The following is a 13,633-nucleotide window of genomic DNA, read 5'->3' as shown; positions in this document are numbered from 1 at the left end:
GATCAGCCGCCGGTGACGATCAGCGCGGTCGGGGCCTGGGTAGTGCGCGGCGAGATCGTCCAGCGCAGTTCCTCGCCGCCATTGGTCGTGGCGGACGGGCCTTCATCGGTGTTGTTGGCAAGGATTCGCATGCCCGGTGCGGTGCGGATCGTGAAGGTGCCCTCCATCATCGGCACGCCCGGTATGGCCGGAGCCTCGGCGTTGCCCTCTCCCGCTCCATCGGCCGCTCCCATTGCGGCCAGCCCGGCGAGCGAGCCCATCCCGCCCATCATCCCGGCCATCGGATTGTCGCCGTTCTGGGCGGCAAAGCCGGGCGCGTTGATGCGCGCCTGCCCGCTATCGCGCAGGATCATCTGCACAAAGGGATTGAGCGGCGGAAAGCCCTCGATCAGCGGGAACATGAAATCATGGCCGAGCGTGCTCTGTGTCGCAAAGCTCACCTCGAACACCCCGTCGCCCTTGTGCACCACGCGGTTCCAGCCCTTCTGGCGTTCAAGCAGGCGTACCAGTTCCTCGCTCGCCTTGGGATCGGCGGGATCGATGCCGCCCATCATGGCCTTCATCGCCTGGGCGTCTTTCTTGGCCTTTTCCGCCCGTTCGGCCGCGCCCGCATCCCATTCGGCGCGCTGGCTATCGAGCTCGTCCTTGGTGCATTCGCGCTCTTCGTAGGTTTCGTCGTTGAAGCAGGCCTCGGGAGTGAAGGTCTCTTCTGAGGCCGCGCCCATCTGGGCCAGCTTCGACAGACCGAGGAAGAAGATCTCGCCCTCGTAGCTGAAGGTGAAACTGTCCGGCCCCGTCAGCGCGAGTTCGGACGTGAACTTGCCCGGCGACATGAAACAGCCCGACAAAGCGAGCGCAAAGCCGGCCAGCAGCGCGGCAGCGCGCAGGCGGATCGGAGAAAACATCGTCATGGCAAAAGGCCCTCCCTCTTGAAGAAGCCTTCTACCCGCGCGTGGCCACCGCATAAAGCGCAATCGCCGCGGCATTCGAGACATTGAGGCTCTCGATTGACGAGGAGATCGGCAGCTTGGCCAGCGCATCGCAATGGGCCGCGATGTTATGGCGCAGGCCTTCGCCTTCCGCGCCGAGCACGATCACGACCGGGCCGGTGGGCATGGTCTCGGCAAAGGTTGCCTCGGCCTCTCCGGCGAGACCAATGCGCCAGTAACCGGCCTCGGCCAGTTCCTCCAGCGCGCGGGCGAGGTTGACGACGCGCACCCACGGCACCGTCTCCAGCGCCCCCGAGGCGGCCTTGGCGAGCACGCCGCCTTCGGGCGGGGCATGGCGATCCTGGGTGACGATCGCAGCCGCGTTGAAGGCCGCGGCCGAGCGCAGGATCGCGCCGACATTGTGCGGATCGGTGACGGAATCGAGCACCACAATCGGCCGCTCCGCCTCGCCCAGCGCGACTTCATCGAGGAACACATCCTCCAGCGGCGCGCATTCCAGCACCAGGCCCTGATGCGGCGCATCCTTGGCGACGAGCCGCGCCAGATCGGCGACATCGGCGTATTCGATCGGGAAATCGGCCGGCAGTTCGCCGTCGAGGCTGGCGACTCCCTCTCTGGTCGCCCACAGCTTGCGATGCTGGCGCTCCGGGTTCTTGAGCGCGGCTTCCACCGGATGGCGGCCCCACAGGCGAACCTGACCCGTGCTGGCCTTGCCCGAACCGCGTCCGCCCTTCATGCGTCCTGCACGGCCGCGCAGCGCGCGTTTGCGTTTACCCTCGGTCATTGTCGCTCCTTGGCTATGCCATCTAGCGCGCCCCCTGCCAGCAGGGGCATTGACAGGCAAGCAGTGCTTCGCCAAAGGGGCGCCTCTCGGCAGCGGGACCCCTCGGGGAATCGCGCAAATTCAGAGCGGATGACGCTCGGGAAAGCCCCCCTCGACGATGCAGGGGACTGTGTGGACAGGTGGCCGAGTGGTTAAAGGCAGCAGACTGTAAATCTGCCCGTGCAAGCGTACGCTGGTTCGAATCCAGCCCTGTCCACCACTTCCTCATTCAATGACGTTCGCTAAAGACCGTAGAAATCCCCTTGATACAGGGATATGGTACCCCTGTCTGTTCGTTCACGTCCGCCCCAGTTCGCCTGCAGTCGGGGCCTAGTGTGGGAACGGTGTGGGTACAGAATTGATCGTCCCCACACTTTGGATTGGCTTTGTGGGCAATGAAAGTGTGGGGACGGAATGGGTAAGCTCTCGGCGATCGCGGTTAAGGCTGCTCTCTCTAGCCCCGGAACCTATCAAGACGGCGACGGCCTTTTTTTGAAAGTTAAGAAAACTGGCGCTGCGTCTTGGGCGCTGCGGCTCCAGCGTGACGGGAAAAGGCAGGATATTGGGCTGGGGAGTGCCAAGCTGGTTACATTGGCAGAGGCACGTGAGAAGGCGGCGTCGTTTCGCAAGGCCGTAAAGATCGAGCGGAGGGACATACTGGCTGAACGCAAGGACGAGGTTGCCGCCAAGGTTGTTTTCAGCGAGGCTGCCCGGCAGTATCATGCTGAAAATGAAGCGGGCTGGAAAAGCACTGTCTACGCCCGGCAATGGCTTGCCAGTCTTGAAAACTACGCCTTCCCAAGGCTCGGTCACCTTCCCACCGGGTCAATCTCTGCTGCCGATATCATCGATGTGCTGACGCCGATTTGGCAGGAAATTCCCGAAACCGCGCGCCAGGTGCGCAACCGGATCTGTTCCGTTCTCGACTACGCCCACGCCAAAGGCTGGCGCTCGACAGAGGCACCGTCTGGCAGCGGCAGCCTAAAAGCAGGGCGCGGCCTACCGCGACAGGTCAAGCAAAAGCAGAACCGTAAGGCCATGCCCTATGTAGCCGTCCCACCTTTTCTGACCGCATTACGCCGCAGGCCTTCATTTGGCCGTCTGGCGCTGGAATTGCTTATCCTCACTGGAACACGATCGCAGGAGGTTCGGCTGGCCAGATGGGATGAGTTTGACATTGAGAGCCGCCTTTGGACGATCCCCGCCGATCACATGAAGCGTGGCAAGGCGCATATCGTGCCTTTGTCAGATGCGGCGTTGACGGTGCTCGCCAAGGCGAATGCCTTGCGGCTTATAGATACCGATGTGGTTTTCCCAGGCGCGACGGGCAACCCCATGTCGGACATGACCCTGTTGAAGGTGCTGCGCGACATGAGTGAGCCTTATCATGTGCATGGCTTTCGATCGTCCCTCACCGACTGGGCGGCTAATGAGGGATTTCCCGATGCTGTGGTTGAGGCAGCTCTTGCCCATAAGACGCCTGACGCCGTGCAGGCTGCTTATCGCAGGACAACATATCTCGGCACTCCAGATAAGCCAGGCGCGCGTATCACGCTCATGCAGGCATGGGGGAGATACTGTTATAGCCGTTTGGCTATTGCGGGGAAAATTGTGTCCCTACCTAATAAGCGAGCAAGATGACCGTGCACAACATCGACAAGCCCAAACGCTAGCTCATCGTCGGCAATGACAAGATCGGGAACCCGCGCCACCTCACTATGCCGCAGCAGATGCCGACTTCTTCGAAGCGCAGTTAAGGGGCGGAATGCCAGCCGCATCGATCTTTGCCCCCTTTTGGCGGCTACGCAATCGGGCACTTGCGAATGGCGACAAGGACAAGGTGCGCGCCGCTTATCATCGGGGGCAGCATTGGAAGGAGCGTGTGGAAATGGCGCAGTGGTGGAGCGACTACCTCGATCAGCTCCGCCAAGGCGCGGATGTCGTGAAGCTCCCTGAACGGAAGGCGGTTTGAGATGGACGAGCAATCATTCGAGGAAGCGTGGGGACGCCTAGCGGAACAGTTCCTCCAGGAAGCGAGCACCATAGAAACAGACGAGGAATTAGGGGCAGCATTTCTCGATTTCGTCCTGAAGCGAGAGCGCTTGCGCCACCGTGTGGAAGGTCCGGGTCCTGAGCAAGAGAAGGTGGACCGGCAGACCCTTGAGCGCCTCTATCATCAGACTGAACTTGGCCCTGAGCACTTCGTCGCGGAGAGCATATTCAAGCGGCTCGCCACGGACCCCACCAATGCTATCCGTCGTTTAAGGGAGACGGTGGAAGCACGAAGTGCTCGACAAACTGTCCGGGCCAAAAACCCTCGGCCGGGCCGCTACAGCAGTATCACCAGGTTGATTAATGACATCGTCGATGATGATCGGACCATTCCCGCCAGGAAAGTGCGGGCGGAGCTGCTTCGCATTGACGGCATCGTGCTGCTGGATGGCGAGATCCGTAATTTGCAGGACGGCGATAGCTTGAAAGAACGTAACCTTCCGAGCCGAGTGTCCGACGCCAAGCTCAGAGCAAAAAAACAATCGGCTGAACCCGGCTAGGCCGAAAACGACTCAGGCAACCCCGATTCGTTCACCTCCGAACGAAAGGGCAAATCCCATGTCTGACACCATTGAGCCGCAGAAACTGGCTTTTAGTATCCGCGAGGCCTGCGCTGCCTCTAGCCTTGGCAAGACCACCCTCTACACGCACATCAACTCCGGGCGGCTTAAGGCCATCCGGGTCGGCGGTCGCACGCTGATCCCTGCTGAGAGCCTGTATGCCCTAGTGAGCGGGGAGGCAGCGGAATGACCTGCCATCTTAATGATTACGGCTATGGTCACGCGGGGTGCTGCGGTTGCAAGCGGGATATTGACCTCGCATCAGAAACATCGGCCCTGTGTTGCCAGCAAGGTAACATGCTCTTGTACTTCTTCTATTGCTCCGGGTGCGCCAGTCGCCTCCGAGCAGCTGGGGAAGGCGCTTTCGCCATCGCCATTAAAGAAATCCTCGAAGAGGCTGTGGCAGCTTTCCCGAGCCGCACAGGGTTCGCGATGACGACCTCCCTGGCGCTCCGCGCCCATGGTGGAGATTTGGTAAAGGCATACGAGGTAGGAGTGTTGTTGCCGCGGGTGCTGCATGACGCAATCGCCGAAGGGGAAGCGGAAGCCGCTTTCCTCCCCCCACTCTGCGGGGAGGTAGGGCAATGAGTATCACATCTGAATATGCATGGGCTGGCATGGCCCTCGTCCCTATCCCGAAGGGTCAGAAGAGGCCGAGGGTGAAGGGCTGGAACAAGCGCGATAACGTCGTCACCGACCCGGAGCAGGCTTCCGAGCTGGCGGGTAACATCGGCCTTGCCCACGCCTACTGCACCTCGCCGACAATGGCGCTAGACGTCGATGATCTGCCGAAGGCAAAAGGTTGGCTGGCCAAGCATGGCGTTGAACTTGACGTGCAGCTGGATGCCGATGACGCGGTGCAAATCGTGTCGGGCAGAGAGGGCAGGATCAAGCTTCTCTATGCACTTCCCTCCGGCTGCGCCCCTCGCGAGAGCATCAGCATAAAGGAAACGGTGCTGGTCGATGGTGAAGAGCGGCAAGTTACTGTCATCGAGTTCCGCTGTGCTACGCGCGATGGGCTGACTATGCAGGATGTCCTGCCGCCCTCGATCCATCCGGATACCGGGCAGCCTTATCGCTGGGGCGGTAAAGGCGACTGGCGCGCTATCCCCGAGATCCCCGACCCTTTGCTTGCCATCTGGCAGCAGGAGTTGGCTGCACGCGAGGCCGGACACAAGCGTCGCAAGAGCCGGTTGTCGCTCTTCAAGGGTGTTGATGACACCCCGAGGCAGCGTGCGCTCGTTGGTGAAATGCTCGGTCATATCTCCGCCGACTGCAGCTACGAACGCTACCGCAATATCGTGTGGGCCATCCTGTCGCTGGGCTGGAAGGATGCCGAAGACCTTGCCGAAGAGTGGTGCCTAACCGCACCTCATCGCTTCGAGGATGTCGACTTGTCAATCGGCGTTCAATCGGGACCCCCTATCGGCGCGCAAAAGGGACCCCCTTGTTGAGATGGTGGGTGGTTGATGCTGGGCGCGTGTTTCGCGCTGCTGGCGGCGTAGGGAGGGCGTAGCCCGACCGGAGGCGTCAGCAGCGCGAAGGCGGTTTTCTGACTTGGTCAGCTGCGATTTTTGAAGCGCCAGCTGTCGTTGCCGGTCTCGACGATATCGCAATGGTGCGTGATGCGATCGAGCAGCGCGGTGGTCATCTTGGGGTCGCCGAAGACGGTGGGCCACTCGCCGAAGGCGAGGTTGGTGGTGATGATGACCGAGGTCTGCTCGTAGAGCTTGCTGATCAGATGGAACAAGAGCTGCCCACCGGATCGGGCGAACGGCAGATAGCCCAGCTCGTCGAGCACCACGAGGTCGAGCCTGCCGAGCTGAGCAGCGATGGCGCCAGCCTTGCCGATGCGAGCTTCTTCCTCGAGCCGGGTAACGAGATCGACCGTGTTGAAGTAGCGCCCGCGGGCACCGGCACGCACGACGCTGGCGGTGATCGCAGTGGCCAGATGGGTCTTGCCCGTCCCTGTGCCGCCGATGAGCACGATGTTGCGGCGACCGGGCAGGAACGAACCTGCGTGCAGGGAGCGCACCAGCTCTTCGTTGATCGGGGTGCCCTCGAACGTGAAGGCGTCGAGGTCCTTGATTACCGGCAGCTTGGCTGCGGTCATGCGGTAGCGGATCGAGGCGGCATGACGATGCGCGGCTTCGGCGCGCAACAGATCGGTCAGGATCTCATGGGTCGTGCGCTTGCGCTGCAACCCGGTGGTGACCGCCTCGTCGAAGGCTCCTGCCATGCCCTTGAGCCCGAGCGAACGCATCGCCTCGATCATCTCATGCCGCTGCATGGAGGCCTCGCACCGTATCGTAGCGCGCGCAGTCCGCGATCGGCGGGTGGCTGAGCTTGAGATCGGCGACCACATCCAGGGGGCGCTCGGATGGCGGGTCCCGGTATCGGGCCAGGATGTTGAGGATGACCTCGTCGCTGACAGCACCGCTATTAAGCGCCTCCCGGATCGCGGCCTCGACCGCTTCCAAGCCATCGGTCATTATCGATGCCAGCACGCGCACGAAGCGGCGGTCGGCGTCATCACCGCCGCCCAGCTTGCGCCGCAACCGCGTCAGTGCCGGTGGCAGGTCCCACCCCTGGAAGGGTGCACCGTTCCGCAGGGCGCCGGGCTTGTTGGCCAGAACGGGCAGGTAATGCCAGGGATTATAGATCGTCCGGTCACGGCCGAAGTGCCGAGCATGCTCGGCGATTACCTCATCGCCGAGGCGCACGACGATGCGATCGGCATAGGCGCGGACCTGAACGGCCCGCCGCGCCGCTTTGGCCATGACCGAGTAGCGGTTGCGGTCGAAGCTGATCAGGCACGTGCCGGTCACAGCATGCGCGGTCTCATGGAAGCCGTCGAACGGCGCAAGCATCGGCTGCAGGGCTGGCCGTTCGAGATCCAGCGCCTCGGCAACAGTCAGCTCCTTCTGCTCGGGATGCGCGTGCGTTGCGGCCCAGCGCAGGCACTCAGCTTCCAGCCAACCGTTGAGCTCCTCGATGCTGGTAAAGCGCAGGCGAGGCTGGAAGAAGCGGCCCCGGATGGTCTGCACCTGGTGTTCAACCTGACCCTTCTCCCATCCCGCAGCCGGCGAGCAGGCCGTGGGCTCGACCATGTAATGATCGGCCATGACCAGAAAGCGGCGGTTGAACACCCGCTCCTTGCCGACGAACACGGTGGTGACCGCGGTCTTCATGTTATCGTAGATGCCGCGCAGAGGAACACCGCCGAAGAAGGCAAAGCCGCGCGCATGCGCGTCAAACACCATCTCCTGCGTCTCGCGCGGATAGGCCCTGACGTAGACCGCGCGCGACGCGCACAGCCGCATCTGCGCCACCTTCACCCGCATCGGCTTGCCCGCGATCTCCACATCCTCGTGGCTCCAGTCGAACTGGTAAGCCTCGCCAGGCTTGAACATGAGCGGGATGAAGGCAGGCGCGCCATCACCCGCATCCTTGCGCCGCGCTTCCGTCCAGCGCCGGGCGTAGCGCCGGACCGCGTCGTAGGATCCCTCGAACCCCTCACGGCACAGCAGATCATGGATCCGGGTCATGCGCAGCCGGTCACGCCGGTGCCGGGCCTCGTTCTCCGTCAGCAGCACGTCGAGCCGCTCCTGGAACGGCCCAAGCCGGGGCAGCGGTTGAACCGTGCGGCGATAATCGAATGCGCCTTCCGGCGCCCGGATCGCTTTGCGCACCACCTTGCGCGACAGCCGCAGATCCCGCGCAATCGCCTTGATCGCCTTCCCGCTCGCGTGCTCCCGCCGTATCCGAACAACCGTCTCCACCACCAACATCCCGATCTCACCACCTGGAAAACCAGGCAGTCCGCTACACCATCAGAATGAGGGGTCCCTTTTAGATGCCGATCACCCCGCTAACGGGGTCCCTTTTGCACGCCGGTCCACACTTTTGATTGGTGACTGCGCCTACACCCCGAAAATGTGGGGTAGAGTGTGGGAGTGGCTTTCAAGGTTCATATAAAACAAAAGAAAAACAGTTATTTGATTCTTAGGTTCGATACAAGCCCTGCCACCACTTCCCTCTCTTTCGCTCGAAGCGGCCGAAAACCTCGCAGCAAAGCCCCCAATGTTTCACGTGAAACATCGTCCGGTGAGCCCCGTTTGCGGGTCATCCCGGGGTCAACTGCGTGCCAAGCGGGGGTCAAACGGGGGCTGGATTCGCGCCCTTTGCCAAAATCAGCGCAGCGACGCCTGCGAATCCGCCTCCATTGTCGCCAGATAGCCGAGCGTCTGGCGCGCCTTGGCGAGCGACTGCTGGGCTACGCTCTCCGACGTCGTGCCCTTCATCGAGCGTGACAGCGTGTCGAGATAGGCAAGGTAGCCCCGCGCCGCCTCGGCATTGTGCTGCCGCAGGCGATAGCCGGCCTCGGCGTGACCCGACGTATCGCGCCCCGGGCGCCGGCGATCGCCCAGCCGGATGACATCGCGCGCCGCATCCCGGGCCTTGCCGGTCAGCATCCGGAACTGCCTGCGCGTTGCCGCGGTGACCGCGCCTTCGGGCGCGGGTTGGGAGGCGAAATCAAGCCTGCCTGCAGCCTCGGTAGCGAGAACCTGCTGGGCGGGGATGGCGGGTGTGGAGGCTGGCTGAGAGACAGCCGCGGCCGGTGCCGGGATGCGGGCCTGCATGCGTGCGGGGGCCTGACGCATGGTGGCAGGCTTCGCGCGGACAGGTGCTGCCGCGCTGGCCGCTGCCGCCGCCTGCGCTGCGGCAAGGCGCGCGGCATCATCAAGCCGCAGGTCCGTGGCAACCGGGGGAGCCGCAGCAACAATCGCGGGCGAGGCAGGCCGGGGCGCGACCGACGGGGCTGCTGCTTGCGGCAGGCTTGCCCCCGCCAGTAGCCACGCGCAGCCGATCATGGCGGCAACCGTGCCAGCCAGACCCATGTGACGCAGGCTCCCTGTGCCCCCGCGTGCGGGTGATCCGCCGCGCACATCGCCCGAAAGCGTGGCAGAGCCCTTCGGCGCAAGCCAGGGCAGCGCGTCGAGTGGCAGGGGCGCATCGCCGGGTGCAGCAAGAGCCATCCCCCGTTGCGGCAGGCTGGCGGCAAAATGCATCGTCATCGGTCTCTTATCCCAGGACTGTGAAAGCTGTCCTGCCGATAACGGTTCACCCCGCCGGCCTATTCCCTGCCGATGGATTCAGGCGAGCCAGCGCCTCAGGCAGCCAGCGTCTGCGGCGCGGCATCGGCCCAGTTGAGGCCCGGCAGATAGCGCGCGTCGACCTTGCCGTCCTTCATCACGAAGAGGTGCAACCAGCCATTGTCGAACAGCTCGCGCACGCCAGCATGGCGTTCGAGCACCTTGAGGATTTCCTCGCGCGGGGCCTCGATCATCACGCTGAGGCGCAGCGGCTCGTGCTGGAGCGCCTCGCCGTCATGCACCGCCTGCCACGGCAGGCCGGGGCGCAGGCGTCCGCCATTGCCTTCGATCACCCCGATCCCGCCGACCACGTTGTGGATCAGCTTGTTGCCGCCGCCGAAGATCTCGGGCGCAACCGAGGAACCGAAATACTGCAAGGAGATCCAGCTCGCCACCACCACCGGCGCGGTGATGATCAGTTCAAGCGTGCCGAAGCCGTCATCGGCCTGCCAGTCATAGGAGTGGAGGAAGGCGCGCCCGCCCAGATCGCGGCCGGCGGTCGCCTCGCGCGGGGCGGCGATGAAGGCAGCGCATCCCGCAAGGCCCCATTCCGGGCGGATTTCGGCCCAGTTGGTGGCGCGGGCGGGGATGCTTTCGCCGCTCGCCCCCGGCATCCGCAGCGCACGCTCGGCCCGGGCGAGTTTGGCCGCCTGTGCCAGCATCGCACGAACCTTGGCGAGATCGCCGCTCCGGTCAGCCGGGAGGCCGTCCTCGTAGATGGTGATCGCATCGGTGGTGGTGTCGTGCAGCCCGGCGACGAACAGCGTGTCGGCCGGAACCTCGACCCCGCGTGTCCCAAGGCCCGCACGGGTCACCGGATCATTGAGCAGGATCGCCAGCAGGCGGGCCGAAACCTCGCCGGTGTAACCCCCGCAGGCACCGCAGTGATAGGCGCTTTCATGCGGGTTGTTGGTGACATTGCCGCCGTGGCCCAGCAGCAGCACAATCTCGCCGTGGCCGCGCGTGAGGCTCATCGCCTTGAGCACCGCGGCACCCGTGTCGGCCTTGGCCTCTGCGCTCATCCCGCCGATCACTTCCGGCGCAGGCTCAGCCTTGGCCTTGCGCGTGAAGCCCAGCGCCGACTTGACCAGCTTGGCCGCATAGACGGGGCCCATCGCCTCGACAAAGGCGAAGGAGGACACCGCCGCCTGCCGGAAGCGGCCCCATGCGCGCAAGGAGCGGGCGTTGATGCGGTCTGCCTGATCCTTGGCCGGATCGCCTGCCGAGGTGGTTGCGATGGCCGGATTGAGCAGCACCGGCAGGCGCGCCTCGCGGATGTCGGAGCCGTGGGCGTGGTGCGCCAGCGGCAGGCCGAAGAAGCCTGCGAAACCGATCGTGGCGATGGAGCTGTCGACGCTCTCGAGCGCGCGGCGGAACACTTCCGAGCGCACGTCGATGCAGAAGGCTGCCTGGAGGAAGGGGCGGTCCGGTGCCGGGGTTGCGCCGTCAAGTGCGGCGATCAGGCGGCGCTGGTGGCCGCGGTCGGCCGCTTCCTGAAGGATGGCGAGCACGACATCATCGGCGCTTGGCGTAACCGGCTCGGCATGGGCGGCGATGGTCGCAGCCCAGCGTTCGGCCACTTGCGGCGCGTGGGCGAGCAGCGCTTCGTCCCAAATCAGGCGGATGGCGAGCAGATCGGCCAACGTGCGGTCACTCTCGCCTGCCAGTTCGGCCTGCCACAGCAGCCAGCGGGCGTGCTGCGACCAGCCGCCCAGCGACATGAACAGGCGGTGGAAGGCGGTCTCGGCGGCGGCATCGCTGATGCCCAGCGCCTCGGCGGCGAACAGGATCGCGCGTTCGGCCGTGTCGGGGGCAGCGGCGACATGGGCGCAGAAGCCCTTCAATCCGGCGATTTCGGGGGTGAGATCATGCATCGCCCAGGCCCGCCATGCGGTGAAGGCCTCGCTGCCCGGAGCGGGCGACCACAGCGCCTGCCCGCGATCGAACTGGCCCGCGGCCCACAGCCCGATGCACTTGTCGATCAGCGCGGGCCAATCGATCCCGGTCACCTCGGCGGCGAGATCGGCGACGGTCGGAAGGGCGCTCGGCTCGGGGCCGTCACCCAGCCGTCCGGCGGCATGGGCGAGGGCGGCGGTGTCGGCAGGCTTCAGGGGCGAGGGGCTGGCGGCGAGCGCCTCTGCCAGATCATCCTCGCTGATCGTTCCGCTGCGGATCGCGGCGGCATATTCGCTGCCCTTGCGGGTGACGCGCACGCCGGCGACCCGGCCGAGCCGCGCGGCGGCGGCGGCGAGATCCTCGCCGGTCTGGCCGAGGAAAGGATTGACCGCGACGGTCGCATCGAGCGGGAAGGCGGGCGGAATGGCGCGGGCTGCCTGTTCCGCGGCTTCGAGAATGGTCGAGAGCCGGACCGGGGTGATCTGCGCGTGGTTCATGAACATGATCGGATACTCCGCGTGAAGGCTGTGCAGGATCAGCGCTTGGTGGTGGTGCTGAAGCCGCCGATGGCGCGATCGAGCAGGGCGTTCAGATAAAGGCCGTTGGCGAGGTGGACGCGCAGGCCAGCGGTGGAGGGGTGGTGCGCCCACAGCGGGAACAGCGCCTGCGCAAAGGCGACAAGGCCGAAGCTCGACACCGCCACCACCAGCACCGCCCATTCAAGCTGGCCCGGCATCGGGGCGGCGGGCAGGATCGGGCCCCACAGGCTTTGCGCGATGGTCTGGAAGCTGAAGTAGCCGATGGCGGCCGCGAGCGCGGAAGCTGCGGTGCGCTTGGTCAGGGCGACGGGGGCGCGGTCTGCGAGGCCCTGTGCGACAAGGTAGGCGACGCCGAAGATCAGGATTGCGCCCAGCGCCAGCGCCTGCGGTGACTTGGGGCCGAACACGCTGGTGAAGGCAGCGGCAATCGCGGCGAAGATGGCGAGCGCGAGGGCAAAGCTTTTGAGCACGGCGCCAACGCTGGGGGCGGCGACCGGACCCGGGCGGCGGATGCTGGCGACTTCGGTCACCGCGTTTCCTGAGGACAGGAAGGCATGCGCCTTGTAGAGCGAGTGGGCGATGATGTGCAGCAGTGCCAGCGTCCACAGGCCCAGCCCGCATTGCAGCAGCATGAAGCCCATCTGCGAGATGGTCGACCAGGCGAGCGCGGTCTTGATCGCGCTCTGGGTGAGCATGACGGCAGCGCCGAACAGGGCGGTGAGGCCGCCGAGCATCGCCAGCGCGGCCATGGCGCCGGCGCTCTGCTGGACCAGGCCCGCCGCCGTGATCAGCAGCACCCCGCCCGAATTGATGATCCCGGCATGAAGCAGGGCGGAGACGGGGGTGGGGGCCTCCATCACCTCGGTCAGCCAGCCGTGCAGGGGGAAGGCGGCGGTCTTGAGCCCGGCGGCGATGACGATGGCGGCGATGCCGAAGGTGCCGGTGAGGCCGAGGCCGGTGGTGCGGGCGGCTTCGGCAAGGGCGGCGAATTCGAGCGTGCCGAACCGGGCGAAGAGCAGCGCGGCGGCGACGACCAGCATGGCGTCGCCCGCGTGCCACACCAGCGTGAACTTGGCGGCGGCGCGGCCGGCCTCGGCGCGTAGCGGATAGAACAGCAGCAGGCGCTTCAGGGCAAGGCCGACGGTGATCGCGGCGAGGATGGTGGTGGCGAGCGTCCCGGCCTGCACGAACACCAGCACCGCGGCGAGCGCGCTCAGCATCAGGGCGTGGAAGGTGCCTTCGCGCTCCTCGCCGTCAAGGTAGGTGCGGCTGTAGCGCATCACGATCCAGCCGATGAACCCGACCAGGGTGGCCATCGCGGTGCTCACCAGATCGGCGCGCAGGGCAAGGCGCAGCGCGCCATCGAGGATGCCGGCCTGTGCGAGCGTGCCGAGCGCGGCCTGGGCAAGGCCTGCCACGCCCAGCGCGAAAGCGGCAAAGGCCGATCCTTCCGACCAGACCGGCAGGCTCCCCGGACGCTTGCCCGGACGCAGCAGCGCAAAGGCAATGGCGGGCAGCAGCGCCAGCGGAGCGAGGAAGGAGGGGGCGAAGGCGATCGTCATTGCAGCACTCCGACAGGAGGGGTTCGGGATGTGCCGGCGGAATAGGGGCTGGACAGTTTTTGATAAAATACATATTTTGCAGACAAACGTTCGCA

Annotated in this window: 11 protein-coding genes, 1 tRNA gene and 1 pseudogene; 6 read left to right on the top strand and 7 right to left on the bottom strand. The window is 65.0% G+C overall.

Annotated elements, in window-relative coordinates; translation table 11 throughout:
• Window positions 1–2: 2 nt before the first annotated feature.
• Window positions 3–911, bottom strand: a complete 909-nt coding sequence (locus RSE14_RS06030) for a hypothetical protein (RefSeq protein ID WP_324076317.1) — start codon at window positions 909–911, stop codon at window positions 3–5.
• A gap of 31 nt (window positions 912–942) precedes the next feature.
• On the bottom strand, window positions 943–1,734 hold the full coding sequence (gene rlmB / locus RSE14_RS06025; protein WP_324076316.1) for a 23S rRNA (guanosine(2251)-2'-O)-methyltransferase RlmB: 792 nt from the start codon (window positions 1,732–1,734) through the stop codon (window positions 943–945).
• 173 nt (window positions 1,735–1,907) lie between these two features.
• Here rlmB and RSE14_RS06020 point away from each other — a divergent pair.
• The 6 genes and pseudogenes from RSE14_RS06020 (at window position 1,908) to RSE14_RS05995 (ending at window position 5,839) form a co-directional block, all read left to right on the top strand.
• Window positions 1,908–1,993 (top strand) — tRNA-Tyr (locus RSE14_RS06020).
• A 194-nt stretch (window positions 1,994–2,187) separates the two neighbouring features.
• Window positions 2,188–3,414, top strand: a complete 1,227-nt coding sequence (locus tag RSE14_RS06015) for a tyrosine-type recombinase/integrase (protein WP_324076315.1) — start codon at window positions 2,188–2,190, stop codon at window positions 3,412–3,414.
• 169 nt (window positions 3,415–3,583) lie between these two features.
• Window positions 3,584–3,745 (top strand): annotated as a pseudogene (locus tag RSE14_RS06010) (integrase); the annotation flags it as partial.
• A gap of 1 nt (window position 3,746) precedes the next feature.
• Window positions 3,747–4,325 (top strand): hypothetical protein, encoded by a 579-nt coding sequence (locus tag RSE14_RS06005; protein ID WP_324076314.1) that lies wholly within the window; start codon window positions 3,747–3,749, stop codon window positions 4,323–4,325.
• A 58-nt stretch (window positions 4,326–4,383) separates the two neighbouring features.
• Window positions 4,384–4,575: a helix-turn-helix domain-containing protein gene (locus RSE14_RS06000; protein ID WP_324076313.1), complete on the top strand. Its 192-nt coding sequence runs from the start codon at window positions 4,384–4,386 to the stop codon at window positions 4,573–4,575.
• A 394-nt stretch (window positions 4,576–4,969) separates the two neighbouring features.
• Window positions 4,970–5,839: a bifunctional DNA primase/polymerase gene (locus RSE14_RS05995; protein WP_324076312.1), complete on the top strand. Its 870-nt coding sequence runs from the start codon at window positions 4,970–4,972 to the stop codon at window positions 5,837–5,839.
• A gap of 107 nt (window positions 5,840–5,946) precedes the next feature.
• Here RSE14_RS05995 and istB read toward each other — a convergent pair whose 3' ends face one another.
• From istB to RSE14_RS05970, 5 genes are all read right to left on the bottom strand, one after another.
• Window positions 5,947–6,675 carry an IS21-like element helper ATPase IstB gene (gene istB / locus RSE14_RS05990; protein WP_324076311.1) on the bottom strand — a complete coding sequence of 243 codons (729 nt, stop codon included), beginning with the start codon at window positions 6,673–6,675 and terminating at the stop codon, window positions 5,947–5,949.
• Window positions 6,662–8,176, bottom strand: coding sequence for an IS21 family transposase (gene istA, locus RSE14_RS05985; RefSeq protein ID WP_324076310.1), 1,515 nt, complete (start codon window positions 8,174–8,176; stop codon window positions 6,662–6,664). The genes istB and istA overlap by 14 nt, the downstream gene beginning before the upstream one ends.
• A 402-nt stretch (window positions 8,177–8,578) precedes the next feature.
• The gene (locus RSE14_RS05980; RefSeq protein WP_324076309.1) at window positions 8,579–9,463 is read right to left on the bottom strand and encodes a hypothetical protein; all 885 of its coding nucleotides are present in this window, start codon (window positions 9,461–9,463) and stop codon (window positions 8,579–8,581) included.
• Window positions 9,464–9,558: 95 nt separating this feature from the next.
• Window positions 9,559–11,940, bottom strand: a complete 2,382-nt coding sequence (locus RSE14_RS05975) for a YbcC family protein (RefSeq protein WP_324076308.1) — start codon at window positions 11,938–11,940, stop codon at window positions 9,559–9,561.
• A gap of 32 nt (window positions 11,941–11,972) precedes the next feature.
• On the bottom strand, window positions 11,973–13,538 hold the full coding sequence (locus RSE14_RS05970) for a proton-conducting transporter transmembrane domain-containing protein (RefSeq protein ID WP_324076307.1): 1,566 nt from the start codon (window positions 13,536–13,538) through the stop codon (window positions 11,973–11,975).
• Window positions 13,539–13,633: the final 95 nt, after the last annotated feature.

Origin of the sequence: Erythrobacter sp., assembly GCF_035194505.1 — a bacterium.
Classification (GTDB): Bacteria; Pseudomonadota; Alphaproteobacteria; order Sphingomonadales; family Sphingomonadaceae; genus Erythrobacter.
Note: the sequence above shows the minus strand (reverse complement) of the source record. Positions and strands in the feature narration are given on the sequence as shown.

Excerpts from the sequence above, each read along its gene's own strand:
- RSE14_RS06030 (WP_324076317.1), bottom strand. The coding sequence starts at position 911 with ATGACGATGTTTTCTCCGATCCGCCTGCGCGCTGCCGCGCTGCTGGCC.
- RSE14_RS05975 (WP_324076308.1), bottom strand. The coding sequence starts at position 11,940 with ATGTTCATGAACCACGCGCAGATCACCCCGGTCCGGCTCTCGACCATT.
- RSE14_RS05995 (WP_324076312.1), top strand. The coding sequence starts at position 4,970 with ATGAGTATCACATCTGAATATGCATGGGCTGGCATGGCCCTCGTCCCT.
- RSE14_RS05970 (WP_324076307.1), bottom strand. The coding sequence starts at position 13,538 with ATGACGATCGCCTTCGCCCCCTCCTTCCTCGCTCCGCTGGCGCTGCTG.
- istA (WP_324076310.1), bottom strand. The coding sequence starts at position 8,176 with ATGTTGGTGGTGGAGACGGTTGTTCGGATACGGCGGGAGCACGCGAGC.
- RSE14_RS06005 (WP_324076314.1), top strand. The coding sequence starts at position 3,747 with ATGGACGAGCAATCATTCGAGGAAGCGTGGGGACGCCTAGCGGAACAG.
- RSE14_RS05980 (WP_324076309.1), bottom strand. The coding sequence starts at position 9,463 with ATGACGATGCATTTTGCCGCCAGCCTGCCGCAACGGGGGATGGCTCTT.
- RSE14_RS06015 (WP_324076315.1), top strand. The coding sequence starts at position 2,188 with ATGGGTAAGCTCTCGGCGATCGCGGTTAAGGCTGCTCTCTCTAGCCCC.
- rlmB (WP_324076316.1), bottom strand. The coding sequence starts at position 1,734 with ATGACCGAGGGTAAACGCAAACGCGCGCTGCGCGGCCGTGCAGGACGC.
- RSE14_RS06000 (WP_324076313.1), top strand. The coding sequence starts at position 4,384 with ATGTCTGACACCATTGAGCCGCAGAAACTGGCTTTTAGTATCCGCGAG.
- istB (WP_324076311.1), bottom strand. The coding sequence starts at position 6,675 with ATGCAGCGGCATGAGATGATCGAGGCGATGCGTTCGCTCGGGCTCAAG.